Source organism: Sulfitobacter sp. SK011 (genome assembly GCF_003352065.1).
Classification (GTDB): Bacteria; Pseudomonadota; Alphaproteobacteria; order Rhodobacterales; family Rhodobacteraceae; genus Sulfitobacter.
This window is the reverse complement of sequence record NZ_CP025803.1, coordinates 1,096,239-1,111,162: the sequence shown is the minus strand read 5'-3', so window position 1 is coordinate 1,111,162 and position 14,924 is coordinate 1,096,239. Positions and strand designations below refer to the sequence as shown.

14 protein-coding genes and 1 pseudogene are annotated in these 14,924 nt (G+C 54.2%); 5 read left to right on the top strand and 10 right to left on the bottom strand.

Going from position 1 to position 14,924, the window contains the following annotated elements; translation table 11 throughout:
* Positions 1-9: 9 nt before the first annotated feature.
* Positions 10-891 (bottom strand): sn-glycerol-3-phosphate ABC transporter permease UgpA, encoded by an 882-nt coding sequence (gene ugpA, locus C1J02_RS05405; protein ID WP_114877667.1) that lies wholly within the window; start codon positions 889-891, stop codon positions 10-12.
* Between the two features lie 59 nt (positions 892-950).
* A complete protein-coding gene (gene ugpB / locus C1J02_RS05400) occupies positions 951-2,264 on the bottom strand; it encodes a sn-glycerol-3-phosphate ABC transporter substrate-binding protein UgpB (protein ID WP_114877666.1) in 1,314 nt (437 codons plus the stop codon).
* 655 nt (positions 2,265-2,919) lie between these two features.
* On the opposite strand from ugpB, the pseudogene C1J02_RS05395 reads away from it, so the two are divergent.
* Positions 2,920-3,773: pseudogene (locus tag C1J02_RS05395) on the top strand (IS5 family transposase).
* A 403-nt stretch (positions 3,774-4,176) separates the two neighbouring features.
* Here the strand turns inward: C1J02_RS05395 and C1J02_RS05390 are convergent.
* Positions 4,177-4,590, bottom strand: a complete 414-nt coding sequence (locus C1J02_RS05390) for a cytochrome c (protein WP_162798243.1) — start codon at positions 4,588-4,590, stop codon at positions 4,177-4,179.
* A gap of 301 nt (positions 4,591-4,891) precedes the next feature.
* Here C1J02_RS05390 and C1J02_RS05385 point away from each other — a divergent pair, with 301 nt between their 5' ends.
* Positions 4,892-5,080 (top strand): hypothetical protein, encoded by a 189-nt coding sequence (locus C1J02_RS05385; RefSeq protein WP_114880390.1) that lies wholly within the window; start codon positions 4,892-4,894, stop codon positions 5,078-5,080.
* Positions 5,081-5,380: 300 nt separating this feature from the next.
* Here the strand turns inward: C1J02_RS05385 and C1J02_RS05380 are convergent, their stop codons facing one another.
* Complete coding sequence (locus C1J02_RS05380) at positions 5,381-6,217, bottom strand: GNAT family N-acetyltransferase (RefSeq protein ID WP_114877664.1); 837 nt, start codon at positions 6,215-6,217, stop codon at positions 5,381-5,383.
* A gap of 91 nt (positions 6,218-6,308) precedes the next feature.
* Entirely contained in the window at positions 6,309-6,605 is a 297-nt protein-coding gene (locus tag C1J02_RS05375; RefSeq protein ID WP_114877663.1) for an antibiotic biosynthesis monooxygenase, read from the bottom strand.
* Between the two features lie 161 nt (positions 6,606-6,766).
* On the opposite strand from C1J02_RS05375, the gene C1J02_RS05370 reads away from it, so the two are divergent.
* Positions 6,767-7,687, top strand: a complete 921-nt coding sequence (locus tag C1J02_RS05370) for a sulfurtransferase (protein ID WP_114877662.1) — start codon at positions 6,767-6,769, stop codon at positions 7,685-7,687.
* A gap of 136 nt (positions 7,688-7,823) precedes the next feature.
* Complete coding sequence (locus C1J02_RS05365; RefSeq protein WP_114877661.1) at positions 7,824-8,810, top strand: succinylglutamate desuccinylase/aspartoacylase family protein; 987 nt, start codon at positions 7,824-7,826, stop codon at positions 8,808-8,810.
* Positions 8,811-9,319: 509 nt separating this feature from the next.
* On the opposite strand, the gene C1J02_RS05355 is transcribed toward C1J02_RS05365, so the two are convergent.
* Positions 9,320-10,087: a methyltransferase domain-containing protein gene (locus C1J02_RS05355; protein WP_114877660.1), complete on the bottom strand. Its 768-nt coding sequence runs from the start codon at positions 10,085-10,087 to the stop codon at positions 9,320-9,322.
* Positions 10,088-10,231: 144 nt separating this feature from the next.
* On the bottom strand, positions 10,232-10,930 hold the full coding sequence (locus tag C1J02_RS05350; RefSeq protein WP_114877659.1) for a helix-turn-helix domain-containing protein: 699 nt from the start codon (positions 10,928-10,930) through the stop codon (positions 10,232-10,234).
* A 145-nt stretch (positions 10,931-11,075) separates the two neighbouring features.
* Between C1J02_RS05350 and C1J02_RS05345 the strand changes: the two genes are divergently transcribed.
* The gene (locus tag C1J02_RS05345) at positions 11,076-11,318 is read left to right on the top strand and encodes a hypothetical protein (protein WP_114877658.1); all 243 of its coding nucleotides are present in this window, start codon (positions 11,076-11,078) and stop codon (positions 11,316-11,318) included.
* Between the two features lie 332 nt (positions 11,319-11,650).
* Here the strand turns inward: C1J02_RS05345 and C1J02_RS05340 are convergent, their stop codons facing one another.
* The 3 genes from C1J02_RS05340 to C1J02_RS05330 form a co-directional block, all read right to left on the bottom strand.
* Positions 11,651-12,463: a class I SAM-dependent methyltransferase gene (locus C1J02_RS05340; RefSeq protein ID WP_162798242.1), complete on the bottom strand. Its 813-nt coding sequence runs from the start codon at positions 12,461-12,463 to the stop codon at positions 11,651-11,653.
* Between the two features lie 148 nt (positions 12,464-12,611).
* Entirely contained in the window at positions 12,612-13,100 is a 489-nt protein-coding gene (locus C1J02_RS05335) for a histidine phosphatase family protein (RefSeq protein ID WP_162798241.1), read from the bottom strand.
* A 232-nt stretch (positions 13,101-13,332) separates the two neighbouring features.
* Positions 13,333-14,220, bottom strand: a complete 888-nt coding sequence (locus C1J02_RS05330) for a LysR family transcriptional regulator (RefSeq protein WP_114877655.1) — start codon at positions 14,218-14,220, stop codon at positions 13,333-13,335.
* Positions 14,221-14,924: the final 704 nt, after the last annotated feature.

Sequence of the window (14,924 nt, the reverse complement as noted above, 5' to 3'; positions counted from 1 at the left end):
CGCGCGCCATCAGTAGTGTACTCGCTTTTCAATGAACTTGAACTGCACAACCGTCAGCAGCCCGACAATGACCAAAAGGATCACCGACTGCGCCGAAGACGATCCAAGGTCCTGACCCACGAACCCGTCAGAAAAGACTTTGTAGACAAGGATCGTTGTCGACTGTTGTGGCCCGCCAGAGGTGATGGTGTGGATCACACCAAAGGTCTCAAAAAACGCATAGACCACGTTCACGACCAAAAGGAAAAAGGTTGTCGGAGACAACAGTGGCAGAACGATTGTGAAGAACCGCCGCCAGAAATGAGCGCCATCAATGGCCGCCGCCTCAATGACAGAGCGTGGGACCGACTGCAGTGCCGCGAAGAAAAAGAGAAAGTTATAGCTGATCCGCCCCCAGGCCGATGCCACGACAACCAGCCCCATCGCCTCGCCGCCGTTCAGCACATGGTTCCAGTCATAGCCGAGCTGGCCCAGGTACCATGAGATCACGCCAACGCGGGTGTTGAACATAAAGAGCCACAACACCCCGGCGATGGCAGGGGCGACGGCATAGGGCCAGATGAGAAGTGTGCGATAGACACCGGAGCCCTTGATCAGCCGATCAGCGATCACCGCCAGAAAAAGTGCAGGCACCATCGAGCATAGCGTCACAAGGAGTGAAAAGATCGCGGTGGTCACAAAAGAGGCGCGGTAAAATCTGTCGCTCAGCAGAAACTCAAAGTTGCCGAGACCGACAAATTGCGAGGACAGTCCAAATGGATCAGGGATGAACAGCGACTGCCAAATGGCCTGACCCGCAGGATAGAAAAAGAAAACCGCCGATATCACGACCTGTGGCGCGATGAGAAGCATGGGAAGCAGCCAGCCGCGAAACGTGACGCGTTTTTCCATATCAATACCCCCTCAGACAAGAAAGGCAGGCCGTGATGGCCTGCCTTTTTCATTTGGTCTTAGCGGTTTGCCGACTCAAAACGCCGCAAGAGTGCATCGCCACGCTCTTTTGCGCTGTCCATGGCTTCCTGCGCGGTCTTGTCACCGGCCCAGATGGCTTCAAGCTCTTCATCGATGATCCCGCGGATCTGATCAAATGAGCCAAGCCGCAGACCTTTGCTGTTGGCTGTCGGTTCTTTTGCGGTCATCTGAATCACGGCGATATCAGTGCCCGGATTTGCATCGTAAAAACCGGACGCACGCGTGGCCTCTCCAGCCTCTTTCGTGATCGGCAGATAGCCGGTGTCCTGATGCCACTTTGCCTGCACATCAGACGATGACAGGTAGCTCAGGAATTCACCAACACCCTTGTACTCGTCATCTTCATGACCTGACATGACCCAAAGCGACGCGCCGCCGATGATGGTATTCTGCGGACTGTTGCCGACACCTTCCCAATAGGGAAGCGGACGCACATCAAAGGCAAACTGCGCCTCTGACTTGATGCCAGCGTAACCTGCCGAGCTTTCGGTGAAGAGCGCACAGTCGCCGGCACGGAAGTTTGCGCCGCCCTCATTGCGCCGTCCTGTGTAGATGAATTTGCCGTCTTTTGCCCATTCACCCATCGCCGTCAGATGCGCAACCTGCGCGGGGCCGTTCAATGCAAGCTCGGTGTCGAGCCCGGCAAAGCCGTTGTCCTTAGTGGCGAATGGCACGTCGTGGTAGGCTGACAGATTCTCAAGATGAATCCAGCTTTGCCACGCGGTCACAAGCGGGCATTCTTCACCGCCTGCTTTCAGCTGATCAAGCACCGCCCCCACGTTCTGCCAGGTTGACAGGTCCGTGTCCGGATCAACGCCTGCGGCCGTCATCGCGTCACGATTTACCCAAAGTACCGGTGTCGATGAGTTGAATGGCAGCGACAGCATCTGACCGTCAGTTGATGTGTAATACCCTTTGACCGACCCGATATAGGCGTCAGGATCAAAGTTGGCTCCGCTTTCGGCCATCACCTCATAAACCGGTTTGGTTGCACCGCTCGCGGACATCATTGTCGCGGTACCAACTTCAAATACCATCAGGATATGAGGCTGCTCGCCCGCACGGAATGCCGCAATCCCGGCATTCAGGGTTTCCGAGTAATTGCCCTTGTGGCTTTCAACGACCACATAATCGCTCTGGCTTGCGTTAAATTCTTCGACCTGAGCCTTTACCAGTTCGCCAAGGCGTCCTGTAAATGCGTGCCAAAACTGAACTTCGGATTGCGCCATTGCCATCATCGGAGACAGCAAGGCGGTGGACACGGCAAGCGCGCCGATCAGCATCTTTTTCATAATTCCTCCCATGCACCAAAGCCGGTGCTTTTTTGGGGCGGGCCATACACCCGCCTAAATTCACAGAAGTCAAAAGATATAGATGTGATTGAATAAGGCAAGTCACCGCGTGCGGATGACAACATCGGCCTGCGCGCTTTGGACTGCAGTCTAAAAAGTGCAACTTATTGAAAAGTGGCGGTGACATGGTAGCGCCGACTTCAACCAAGATTGCCCACATGCCCGCCTCGCTGGCATGACAGTGGCGGGATGCGTAAACTGGTCACAAGACGGCCAAGACCTGAACGTAACGAGCCAAAATAGTGGACTCTTTAGGGGGCAGCTCACTTCCGGAAATGGTACGTAGAGTTTTTCTGGCCATGGACAGATTGCCATCCAGTTCCAACTTCATTTCGCCCAAGAACATTCAGGTCTGTCGTAAAGTCTGCGGCAAGGCGCTTTCCGATGTACTTAGTAAGCGCGTCAGCGCGAAGCTGACAATAGCTGTCTGGCGTAAACCCTCGTAGCTTTGGGTTCGAATTTTCGGTGCACTTAAATTTGACCGAAGGTCTGTTTATCGGTTCGATATTCCAATTACACCTAGGGTCTGGACCCATTAATCGACTTGAGGCTGTTCTGGCCGCATGATTCAAGCTCCCAAGCTTAAGGGGGTATGATGAGCAATCTTTTCTGGCTGAACGACGAGCAAATGGCGCGGCTTCGGCCATACTTTCCGAAGAGCCATGGTGTGCCCCGCGTTGATGACCGGCGCGTGCTCAGTGGCATTATCTTCATCAATCGCAATGGGTTGTGATGGAGTGATGCGCCTGCCGATTACGGACCGGCGAAGACCCTGTACAACCGATGGAAGCGGTGGAGCGACATGGGGGTATTCGCGCGGATCATGACGGGGCTGGCTGCCGAGGCACCTGACAATAAGACGATCTCAATCGACGCAACCTACCTCAAAGCGCACCGCACGGCCTCGAGCCTGCGGTTAAAAAAGGGGGCCGTGGACGTCTGATCACTGCCCGGCAGTCGCTGTTTATAGCGATGAGAGGGGGGGCGAACGAAAGGCGGTATGAACACAAAGTTGCATGCCGTCACCGATGCAAGTGGGCGGCCGATCCGGTTCTTCATGACCGCCGGCCCCCCTCTCATCGAAACGTCGTTTCGACTGTCGGGCAGTGGGTCAGCGACTATACCGGGGCCAGGGCTTTGGTAAATAGCCTACCCGCCGCCGACTGGCTCTTGGGTGACCGAGGATATGATGCGGATTGGTTCCGTGAGGCCCTTGTAGTCAAGGGAATAACGCCCTGCATCCCGGGGCGGAAGTCACGCGACAAGCCCATCAAATACGACAAGCGTCGCTACAAACGGCGCAACCGGATCGAGATCATGTTCGGACGCTTGAAAGACTGGAGACGCGTGGCCACGCGTTACGACAGAAGCCCCAAAGTGTTCCTGTCCGCCATCGCGCTCGCAGCCACTGTCTTGTTCTGGCTTCAAATCAATGAGTCTGGAGCCTAGGTGTGAAAGTTTGGTCTTTTTCATAGCCATATTTTTCTGTCGTTGCGCGAGACTGGCGGGGCAGTCAAATTCGGTTGTGTAGTTCAACCAATTGCTGTCGACTTGACCTATGGTAGAGCACAACGCGTCTGACGGGCAATCCATTTTGGTGTTGGTACAATCGGCGAATTCTGCCGGGATATGAAAGTTCCTGAAATCCTATTTTTCAACCCTATTTGCACTGCGGCCACCATTCGCTCATACCGCAGAGAATGACGGCAGTTCGAACTGAGCTAACGCGCTCTGCGCAAATTCTAAGGTCAGCGAATGGACTCGCAGCAACCGTCCTTTTCAATTGTTGAAGCAGTAATCGATTACGCAACTGGCCGAAACAGTCCCGGGCTTAGTGCTTTTGACCTCTCGCTCAAGGCACATAGCTGGTCGGCGCAGGGTCTTGTAGAGTTTCGAGATAGTTGACGATATCGATCAGCTTGCTCGGCACCAACGAATTTACACCATTTCCCGTGTCGAATTCGACCATGTCATCGTCCAAAAAATGCTCGAAGACAGGCATATCCTCGCGCGGGAGTGTATTTCGCGAATAGCCGTCTATGATCGACATGACCTCAAGCATTGGCCAAACTCCGTCGCGGCGCGCGGCAATCTGCGTCAGGTCGGCCGGCTTCGTAAACAAGCCTGCTGCAACAGGACCATTACCTCGTCCAGTGACGCCATGACAGGAAACACAGTTTTCCACGTATAGAGTTTGCCCTGCGCCTTGGGCTTCCAGCGAAGATCCCATAGCAAGAAACGAGACTAAAAGTAAAACGTGCTTCACGTGTGACCTGCCTTTCACCAGAATCCCCTTTCTAAAACCAAGAAAGCCAATTCGCGCCGATCCGCACATACCTTGATCGGTAAGAATGATCGGATAGCGCGCTATCCATCGTGTCTTTCGTTGCCTTGTACATCATTCTGCAAAGACGCGTTAATTTCTCAGTGCATTGCGCCAAAGCGTCTTCGGCGTCGCGGTCAAGGTAGCAGTCGAGTTTGGAAGACTAAAGAGTTTTCAAGGGTTTCTTCTGACAAAGCCCACAGTTTGTCCTAGCCATCTTCATCAGCAACCAATGGAGGACATCATGGCTGAAGCAATGACCCTGAAAGACCTATGCGAAGAACTGAAACTCGATCCGCGCATGACCCGGATGAAGCTGCGGGAAGCCGTGAAGAGCAATCCAGACCTCGCAGCGATCCACAAGCCGCGCACCCAATGGCGCTGGCGTAAAGGCACCGCAGAAGACAAATCTATCCGCAAAGCTGTGGTGTAATCCAAAGATCGATCTCAGCGATATGAGGGCACTCTTGGTGATTGGATAGAGAAAAGCAGCCGTTGGAGGCAATGCTCACCAAATTCCGCTAAGCGGGACTTTTCCGACGTTGGAATTTCGGCATTCGCTAACGCAGCAATCATTCGCAGTTGCGGAGAGCCTATTGTTACGGCGCGGCGCTTGTCACGGAACCGGTCGTTCGCGAGAGACAAATTGGCTGTAACCGCAACCGCATATTCGCCGCAGTCGAGACGAACCAAAAAGACGCGGACAATACCATCATTCCGCCCTCGGCGAATTTCATTTGGCCTCATCATGAGCAGACTTGGTCCACATATCGCGAGACATTCGGTAAGTTGCCCACGCCGGATTGTCATACCCGAGTTGCAGCCACCTAGCTACGCGGTCTTGAACGATGCTGGAATGGGCAATTTTCACGGGCAATGCCGCAGTAATTCGCCTTTCCGCAGCCTGGACGTCCAGCAGTTGTTCTAAGACGAGTTGGCCAATCCTTACCGTACATTGGCGAAGGGTTTCGGCATAATCTTCGTTTTCAAGCTTGGAAATCCGCCAAAGGTCAAATTCCAGCACCTCCAGCATCCGCTGTTCGCCAAACGTTTCTCTGAGCGTATGTCTATCTGCCGGTTCAAATCCAAGGCGGCGTTGAACCGCGTCGCTCGCAGGATTCAATTTGGGCCAGACCCGCGTATAAATCGCAGCCACATCGGAATTCTCAAACACATGTCCGCAAAGCTGGAACGAGGAATCGCCTGATACACCCTCACCCCAGTACGCCTTAGCGACGGCAACAAAAGTCGCGACTGAATTTTCTGGCAGCCCAGGAGCGACGAATACGCCGCGTATGCCCACAAATCGGCCGGCGTTTGACGGATCGACTATCGTCCATAATCCAATATGTTCATGATTGGAGGTGTTGCGCTTCCCGTCAGCAGCAAGTGCGTCAATCCACGCGTCTGTAGCGACTAGGGCGCCCTCAGGTGACGAAACATTATGGACCAACGTTTTTGCTACTTCGATGTCGCCAAAAATATGTTCCGCAACATCCATTTGATCGGAAGCCAAACTGGGCCGAAGCAGAAACCCTGAACGTCGGAGTTTGGCTTTCATCTCACTCATCCACCTTCACGGCCTATCCTGGCATGCGGCAGATGATTTGCACCAGACGCGTTCTTCTCGGCAAGTTTGATGGGCACGATTCACCGCGCCGTCACGATTCCACGAGATCATAGTGCTTGATCGTACGAGATTCGACCAACTCGGCTTCTGCGGGATCAATATGTGGGTTCTGATATTCTTCGCCTGCAAAGGCTTTCAAGGCGTCTAGGTCTTTCCATACCATCACAAAACTAAACTCACCGGGGCTGTCAGGACGTGGTGCACCGGGTAGTACTGAGACGATTCCTTCTGTCCCCTTCATCAGCGGTATCGCAGTCTCATGGAAGAATTTAGCAAACTCGGCCTCTTTCCCTGGGCGTGTTACGACCTGAAAAATGCGCATGATCATGGCTGGCTCTCCCTTTGGTTCCCCTACACAGATACAAGGTTTTGACAGGCCAGCATAGTAGACCATCACCAACCTGACCCGTGTTGGAGAAGTGGCAATGCAGACAAACTGGGCATTTTTTGATATGACTGGAACATATCCAAAGCATCGGGAACAAGCCCATGATGACGCAAATTAGACCCCTGGTTAACACTCCGTGGCTGGCAGATCACTTAACTGACCCGGATTTGCGTATCATAGATGTACGTTGGAAATTCAGGGAAGAAAACGGCAAAGGGGTCGCGTTTGATGACAAGGCTGATTTCTTAGCAGGGCATGTTCCCGGAGCCATGTATGTTGGTATGGCTACCGAATTGTCCGACGATACCAACGACATTCCAGACATGATGTTGGCTGCAGAGGCGTTCGCTCAGAAAATGCGGAGTTTGGGTGTTTCGAACGACACCCACGTTGTGGTCTACGACGACTCCGGCTTGCCATTGGCCTCCGCTCGGCTTTGGTGGGCGCTTTCGTATTACGGCCACGACAAGGTTCAAGTTCTCAACGGCGGTCTGCAACAATGGAATCTCGAAGGTCGAGCGACTGAAACCGGTGATACCACGGCGGAGCGAGGCACCTTCAATTCGTCTGTTCGCAAAGACTGGATCGCGGAAAAAGCAGATGTGTTGAACGCGATTGACGATCCCAAATTCTGTATCGTCGACTTCTTGCCAAACGATCTATTTCGCGGCCAGGGAATACACGCTTGGGGCGGCCGATCTGGGCATGTCCCAGGTGCTGTAAATATTCCTGCGATTTCGAACATTGACCCCGCGCTGGCAAAGACGCCAATTGCTGAGCGAACGGCGAAACTTAAGGAAATAGGCTCGTTCAAGTTGGCGGATCAAGACCACCTACTTCAACACTACCGAGACAAAGGGCTCCAGACTGACCAAGAGGTGATTGCATACTGCGGCCGCGGGATTGCGGCGTCTTGCGGTCTTCTTGCATTGCGTCACCTCGGCTTTGACAAGTCTCGTCTGTACGACGGCTCGTGGGCCGAGTGGAGCGCCGACGAGAGCCTTCCAATAGAAACGTCTTGAAGAAAAGTATTTCGCGGCAATCAAGGTGTCTTTTGACACCAATTGCTATCCAGACTGAGCCATCTTTGGCATGGCCTAGCTTGCCAAAAACCAGGAGCCTCATTGGTTGACCAAGAATGGAGTAACATCTCGCCTCATGGAAACTGAACGCATTACACTGAAATCGGATACGCCTGGTCAGGAACTTGCGCTGTCCGTATTTCAATTTGTTGGATCGAACGATGGACCGGCGGTTTACATACAGGCTGCTCTGCATTCGCATGAAATGCCCGGAGTGGCAGCACTCGACCAATTGATGCCCCGACTTGTGGCGGCTGAGAACGAAGCGCGCCTGGCTGGCAGCATCACATTGGTCCCGCACGCAAATCCGATTGGATTGGCTCAAGCTGTGTACGGGGAAACGCTCGGTCGATTTGACGCCAACACTCGGGTCAATTTTAACCGTTCATTTCCTACAGATATAGCGACTGAGTTGACCGGGAAACCTGCTGCCGAGTGCCTGAAGGCGACCTTGCTCACATTGGCTGAAAGGGCAGATGTTGTGTTGGATTTGCATTGCGATGACGAAGGTCCAGTCTACCTGTACATTTCCGAGGGACAACTTGATGAAGGGCTTCGGCTCGCGCGCGCGATGCAGGCGGCGGTTATCCTGACGGACGCTGCTGACGATCCAATCTCATTCGATCTCGCCGTTGGGGCACGATGGGCCGTAGAGAGTCGCAATGCCGACGATCGTTTCGCGGCTACGATTGAATTGCGCGGAATGATGGACGTTACCCCCGATTTCGCGAAACAAGACGCAGACGGCCTTTATCGTTATCTCGTTGATATTGGCACAGTCATCGACGACCTCCCGGCCATTGATAGTGTCGACCCCACCATGGGTGCGGTAGATGACGCTGTGCTGATATCGACTGCGGAGCCGGGCGCCATTCTCTACGACGTCTTGATCGGAGATTGGGTAACTAAAGGACAGCGGCTTGCGGTCATCTTGTCAGAGCCAGGCTCAGCGCATCACGAAATTTTGTCGCCATTTGATGGTCAGGTCATGACACGCAGGGATCGTCGGTTCGCGCGCCGCGGAGATGATGTCATCAAGGTTCTACGTCATCCGTTACCCTAGGCACCGCGCATTTCGAAAATGAAATCCTCTACATTGGGCTAAAGCTTAACGTCAGTCGTAGTGTTGTTCGGCAACCATGATGAATGTGTAGATATGTACGGACCTGTTTAGAAAGCAGCGGTCGTTTCTGACCAATTACACGCCCCTTGTTCCAGGCTCTGCGTTTCGAGGTGACTGTGGGAAGTTGAACTCTTGGCATGGTATGCCCTTCGATCCCGCCTCCATGCTCAGACATCAGTACAACGCTGACGAAGAGAACATAGCATCGGTTCGAATGGCCGTTGTCCGAAGCCTCTGGAACGCGGTATCTCTGCCAGCGCAATCGGCCGTTAAGAGCCCACTGCAGACCCATCGAAATTTCGCTGCGCGCGCTCGAAACACGAAAATCGCTGCAGATGTATCGATTTCAACGCTGCCCTGCAGCGGCCAAACCGGTTGTTCATGTGGGCTGCGGCAGGACTGGGACTCGATCTCACGGGTGGCAGGACGGAGATGCCTTTCGGAGGCATTCATTTGTTTCCGGAGAGAATGTAGCGGTTGAGCGAAAAGAACACGCCACCGTCCCGCTCTAGTTGTTCCTGATCTTCCAGCCAACGCGCCTGCTCTTCTTTGCTGAACTCGGGCGCGCCTTCCATGATGGAAGTCGCGAAGCCCATGGTCTGGCGCGCATATGTCTCTTCTCCCAAACCTCTGTTCAGAACCACGAAACTCTCGACTTTGATGTCCGAAAACCCTGCCTGCGATAAACGGTGCGGTAGCGTTCTCGGTAAATAGGCGTCCGCATAGACCGCTTTGTAGGCGTCCATGACTCTTGCCATCAGCTCGGGGTGCCGGTTACGCCAAACCAGCGTATCCCAATCCGTATCCAGGATGACGACCCGCCCGCCGGGTTTGAGAACGCGATAGGTTTCGGCCAGCGCCCGGTCAACATCCGTCAGGAAACAAAACACCTGTGCGCCAGCCACGGCATCGAAACTCTGATCGTCGAACGGCAAATCCTGCGCGTCACCCTGTATGAAATCTACTTGCGGGCAGATGTGACGGGCCATTTCCAGGATGGCTTCCGAAGGATCCAGTCCGATCACCCTGCCACCTGACCCGACGCGGTCTGCAAGTTCGCGTGCGAATATCCCGTTGCCGGAGCCGAGCTCCAGAATTTTTTCACCCGATTTCGGCGAAAGAACCCGCATGTGTTCCGAGCGTTGGCGCATCATGTCCTCGGTTCGCGCCATTCGTTCCTGCTGGGCGGCCATCTCTGAATCATAAAAATCATTCATCGAATTCTCCTCCGTGATCTCTAAATCGCGACTTTTTCCTTCGTCAGAATTCGGCCCCGATGCTAGTGGCCACTCTATGAAAATGCCACCGCTTCTTGGCGCACCTTACTCTCAGCCGCTCCATATGTTTACTGTATCGTCCCGTCACGCCATCGCGATCCCGTCGGTGTCCGAATAGACATTGTGCGGCAGCCACTTAGTGAAGTTCCGAGCCAAGCGTGTGTCACCGCTCATGAATATGTTGCCGTCATCTATTTCGCGCGCCAGGCTGCGGCGACCCAGGTAGATCCCGGTCAGCACACCGACCCCACATTCCACATATAGGTCCGGTTCCAGCTTGGGATCGTGAACGCAGAGGTCGGCTTCGGCACCGCGTTTGGCGACGATCCAGTACGTGTTGTGCTTGCTGGTGGCGTCGGGAAATCGGAACCGCACCACATTTCGGCCCTCAATCATTTCCTCGGGATTGATCCGCCGACGCAGCTTCCACATCAGCATTCCGGCATCCTGATCCGAAAGCGCGATTTCCGCATTCACATGACGCTGGGCCCAGCGGGCCAGTTCGTCAAAAATCGGCTCAAGCTCAATCGCTTTTTGAGTGCGAAAATAGTCAACCGTGCCCTGTGCACGGTTTTCCACACGTTCGATCATTCCATTGGCTTCGAGTTCCTTGAGGCGCTTTGACAACAGTCCGGGTGACAGCGCGGGAAGAGCGCGCCGGATTTCGTTGAACCGCGTGTTGCTGTCCCAAAGCTCGCAGAGAATTGGAATGGTCCAACGAGGTTCCAGTACCTCGCAGGCCTTCGAGGTCGGGCAGTAGATTCCATATGTCTTGGTTGCCATGTTCAGATCCTCCTACTTTCAGGCATAGGTTTTACCGCCGCTCCAATCTAGTTCATAAAAAGTACCGGGACCGCTTCATTTCCTGCACTATCTGAAGGGCAAGGCCACCTGTCATTTTAAGGATGCATCGAAAAGGAGGCACACAATGACCCACAAAACTCATACAACCCCGCTCACCGAGTTCGACATGATCGTGATCCGTGCTGGCGGTAAAACGCAGGCAGAACTTGAAGCAATGGCCGAACGCGGTTTTGGACTTGCAGCCCGCTGCATGGTTTGCGCATTCCTCGCAGACACACTTTACCGCGTTGTCGTGAAACTCGAAACTGGCGCAAACCGTGCCACGGAAGCATCCCACCACCGGCTGGCCGCAAACCCGGCTGTTTGACCGAAGCTTAGGACTCGAAGCGAACGAAGGGGGGACATGACACCGCCCCTTCGATGTTTGGAGCACCAGCCAATCGCGGATTTCTCGCCGATATGGTGCCGTTAGGGCTCGTTGCTTTTGGTGCCTCATGGAAGAGTTCAAAGACCGCTTTGGCGAAATGGGCTACGTCGCAGCGAGATGCAATCGCGAGTGGTTTCTGCGCTCGCATTCGCTGCATCTGGACGAGTCCGGAAAGTCCCGCGCCTTTCCAGTTCAGGCGGCGCGCAGCGAAAGTCGGGAATGCCGTAACGATACGATTCCGCCCCCAACCAGATCAGCCCCCTGACGCTTTTTTAGAGTGTCGCTGTCAAAGTGTGGCAAGGTGCCGGAGCGGCGAGACCACCATCGTCATGATAATCTGCCAATTCTTTTACAATCTCGGTGTAGAGCATGCTGCTTTCTTCCTCAGGCATTTCAGCAAGCGCACTGGCAAGTGGTGAGCCTGCGACGGCACCAGTGACGAAGGCGATAGGATCCGAATGCCGGGCGAACTTGTAGTCAAAGGTGATATGAACGTCGCGAAACCCTGCGGCGAGAACGAGGCTGCGTAATTCCTCGCGGTCACCAAGCGAATACATGGTCTGCCATGAGGCAGTTGTATCTTCGCCGAACCGCCTGTCAAAAACCTTGGCGAGGGCCGCGCCCAACGGCGAACGCTCTTTCCAAACGCTCAGTGCAAGACGGCCATTTGGCTTTAAGACCCGTGCCATCTCGCGCAGTGCGCCATTCTGATCGGGCATGAACTGAAGACCCTGCTGGCAGAGCACAACATCGAACGATTGGTCTTCGAACGGCATGTTCGCAGCGTCACACTCGACCCATGCGATACCCCCGATCCCGCTTCTTTCCGCGAAGTCCGCTGCAGCGATCAGCATGGGCGCATTCACATCGACGCCTGTCACCTGTGCAGCGTTCCTCACATTTGCTGCAGCGGTCCTGGCAACGACGCCGGTGCCGCAGCCCACGTCCAAAACCCTTTCGTCCAGATCAATTTTGGCCGCAGCTACAAGTTCTTGCGCGGAGGGGCCCATTTGAGCCGTGACAAGGCAGGCCTCATAGACGTCCGGGCCGCCATTTCTCAGTTGAAACTCTGATGAACCTGGCATGATCTCATTCTCTTGTGACGGGTTAGCAGCCTCGATTGCACAGGTAAGGATAACCAAAATCTGCACCATAGGCCCCGGTCTCACCTGAGCTGTGCAATGTGCTCATTCTAAACGCGCAACCGTAGCACTTCAATTCTGTATTATCGCGCTATGGCATCCGCATCCGAATGAGATAAGGGTCGTTCGCTTCGGATTGGGTCAACACAAACAGATTGGCGAAATCGGTTTGGCTTATATCGATCTCTTCAGATGCCCCAAGGTTTCTGAGAATACCGGGGATAGTCTCGGCATGGCCAACGACCAGAACGGTATCTTCTTCGTGGTCGAAGCTGAGTGTATCGATCAATCCGGCCGTGTCGTTACGGTTCATCGAGGTCAGCGGCAGCCCCAGTTTATCCGCGATGATTTGCCCCGTCTGCTGAGTACGTCTCGCGTCGCTGGTGATCACGATATCCAACCCAGCGTGTTGAAGCATATCTGCCCAGGCAGCCGCTCTGTTTCTGCCCGCGTTGGTGATGGCCGGGTCTTCTCCGCGCAGTTCTTTTTCAGCGTGCCGTATGACAAAAACAGCCTCTTGCGCAGCGCTTGCAAGTGCCGCTGTGATGACGACGGCAAACGCCAAAAAGAACACTCGCACAACGGCCTCCCCAAAATAATATCCCAGGCTCTTAACAGATTGGGCAAAGCTGCACCAACAGCGGGATGTCACTTGCGCCACAGGCTGGACGCAATGGACGCCGCGAAAAAGGGCGACAAGTACAAATGCTCAATTTTGAGGCCCAGACCACAAACTTCCGACACCCCCGATCAAGGCGCGGGCATTCCGCGAAGGCCTCGCGAGTGTCCGCACATTGTTCGTTTCTGCAAATTTACCTAAAAAGCGCGGCATAGCGCGGCGCAAAATATTTCACAAACAATTTGACCTCTTGGCGCCGATACGCTTCTTGCGAGATCAGTATCAAATGCGGCGCCGTCAGGTCGTCGATCGATTCAAAGCATTGGATGAGTTCCTCGTCTGCTTCGACAAGTTTCACATTGCTAATTCCCAAGCCCTGTCCTGATCGAATGGCGGCGTGCATTAGGTCCATTTCGCTGAACGTGGCGACGATCTGCTCAGGGGCTGCGTGCTGCTCTAGCCATTCGTGAATGACATTCGGGACGTCGCCGCGCCGAAAGGTCACGAACGTGTGGCCACCCAAATCTTCGATTGAAACGGGAAGACCGAATTTCTCTGCATAACTGTAGCCGCCAAAAAGAGACCATTTTGCATCGCTGACCTTCCTGCAGATCAGGTTTGGATCGGGCTCGGTTCGGGCCAGCCTCAGGGCGACGTCGGCCTCGCCAGCCGACAAGTCTAAAGCTCTCACTGAGGGCAGAAACTCGAACGCCACTCCTGGATTCTCTGCCGAAAAAGCGTTCACTATGTCGACCATGCGCGGGGAAAAGTTCCCAGAATAGGCTGTAATCCGGATAGGACGGGCTTCAGCTAGTTCCGCTGCTTGCTCTAGGAACTCAGTGGCAGCGGCTTCGACGACTTCAGCCGCAATGACAAGATTGCGCCCATTTTCTGTAGGCCTGAAACCTCGCGTCTCACGTTCAAATAGGGTCAGCTCGATTTCGCGTTCCAGGGCCTCAACCCGCCGCGCGACTGTGGGCTGCGACATCCCAAGCTTGCGCGATGCCGCCAGGGTTGATCCAACTCGAACGACGGTCAGGAAAACCCGGATGTCAGACCAATTCCAGAGTTTATTCTTCATTTTTGTAGAACAACACAAAATCAAGCCCGATACCAGAACCCTCGTTCTGCCATTAACCTCATCACAAACGAAAACGATGAAAGGCCAGACTGATGACCGAAGCCACCGCACATGTCGCAATTTGGAAGCCTCTCGCTCTCTTGCTGGAGGCCTTCAACTCAGCAAGAATCCGGCCTACGATCTCAGCAGATTCAGATGATGAGATACGCGCCAGACGTGATTGCATCCTGGAGATGATGCAATCCAACCCAGAGGCTTTTCAAAGCGAGTTGGACTTCCAATGCATGATGCATCACTATCCCAGCAGACATGGGTGTTAGGTCGGAGGTCTAAAACCACTCTCGGCGCTTGGCCCGAATGCCTGCTGGATGTCTTTGACGATCTTCTCGCCAGGGCTTTTCGTTGTCTTTCTCATCGTCCACTCCTCGGTGGCTACGATGAGCAACAAACCTTCTCTTAGCAAACATGCTGTTTGGACCCATAAGCGCTGACGTCAGACATATCGGAATCTGAGTGGGATCCGTCAATGATGCGACGCCCGCCGCCGTGACAGATTTCAGGTCAGTCATTTCGATGCGCTCGGACATGAACAGTCCTTACTCAAATCCCCCCGGCGTGCAAACTGGGGATGCCCGGACCACACGGGAAAATTCGGCTGTTGGCACTTTTTGACCTTACCCAATCGGCAATACCGGAAGTCGAAG

What these genes read in the sequence shown, in the direction of transcription:
- ugpA (WP_114877667.1), bottom strand. Translation starts at nt 891, where the DNA reads ATGGAAAAACGCGTCACGTTTCGCGGCTGGCTGCTTCCCATGCTTCTC.
- ugpB (WP_114877666.1), bottom strand. Translation starts at nt 2,264, where the DNA reads ATGAAAAAGATGCTGATCGGCGCGCTTGCCGTGTCCACCGCCTTGCTG.
- C1J02_RS05385 (WP_114880390.1), top strand. Translation starts at nt 4,892, where the DNA reads ATGGCTGAAGCAATGACCCTGAAAGACCTATGCGAAGAACTGAAACTC.
- C1J02_RS05380 (WP_114877664.1), bottom strand. Translation starts at nt 6,217, where the DNA reads ATGAGTGAGATGAAAGCCAAACTCCGACGTTCAGGGTTTCTGCTTCGG.
- C1J02_RS05375 (WP_114877663.1), bottom strand. Translation starts at nt 6,605, where the DNA reads ATGATCATGCGCATTTTTCAGGTCGTAACACGCCCAGGGAAAGAGGCC.
- C1J02_RS05370 (WP_114877662.1), top strand. Translation starts at nt 6,767, where the DNA reads ATGATGACGCAAATTAGACCCCTGGTTAACACTCCGTGGCTGGCAGAT.
- C1J02_RS05365 (WP_114877661.1), top strand. Translation starts at nt 7,824, where the DNA reads ATGGAAACTGAACGCATTACACTGAAATCGGATACGCCTGGTCAGGAA.
- C1J02_RS05355 (WP_114877660.1), bottom strand. Translation starts at nt 10,087, where the DNA reads ATGAATGATTTTTATGATTCAGAGATGGCCGCCCAGCAGGAACGAATG.
- C1J02_RS05350 (WP_114877659.1), bottom strand. Translation starts at nt 10,930, where the DNA reads ATGGCAACCAAGACATATGGAATCTACTGCCCGACCTCGAAGGCCTGC.
- C1J02_RS05345 (WP_114877658.1), top strand. Translation starts at nt 11,076, where the DNA reads ATGACCCACAAAACTCATACAACCCCGCTCACCGAGTTCGACATGATC.
- C1J02_RS05340 (WP_162798242.1), bottom strand. Translation starts at nt 12,463, where the DNA reads ATGCCAGGTTCATCAGAGTTTCAACTGAGAAATGGCGGCCCGGACGTC.
- C1J02_RS05330 (WP_114877655.1), bottom strand. Translation starts at nt 14,220, where the DNA reads ATGAAGAATAAACTCTGGAATTGGTCTGACATCCGGGTTTTCCTGACC.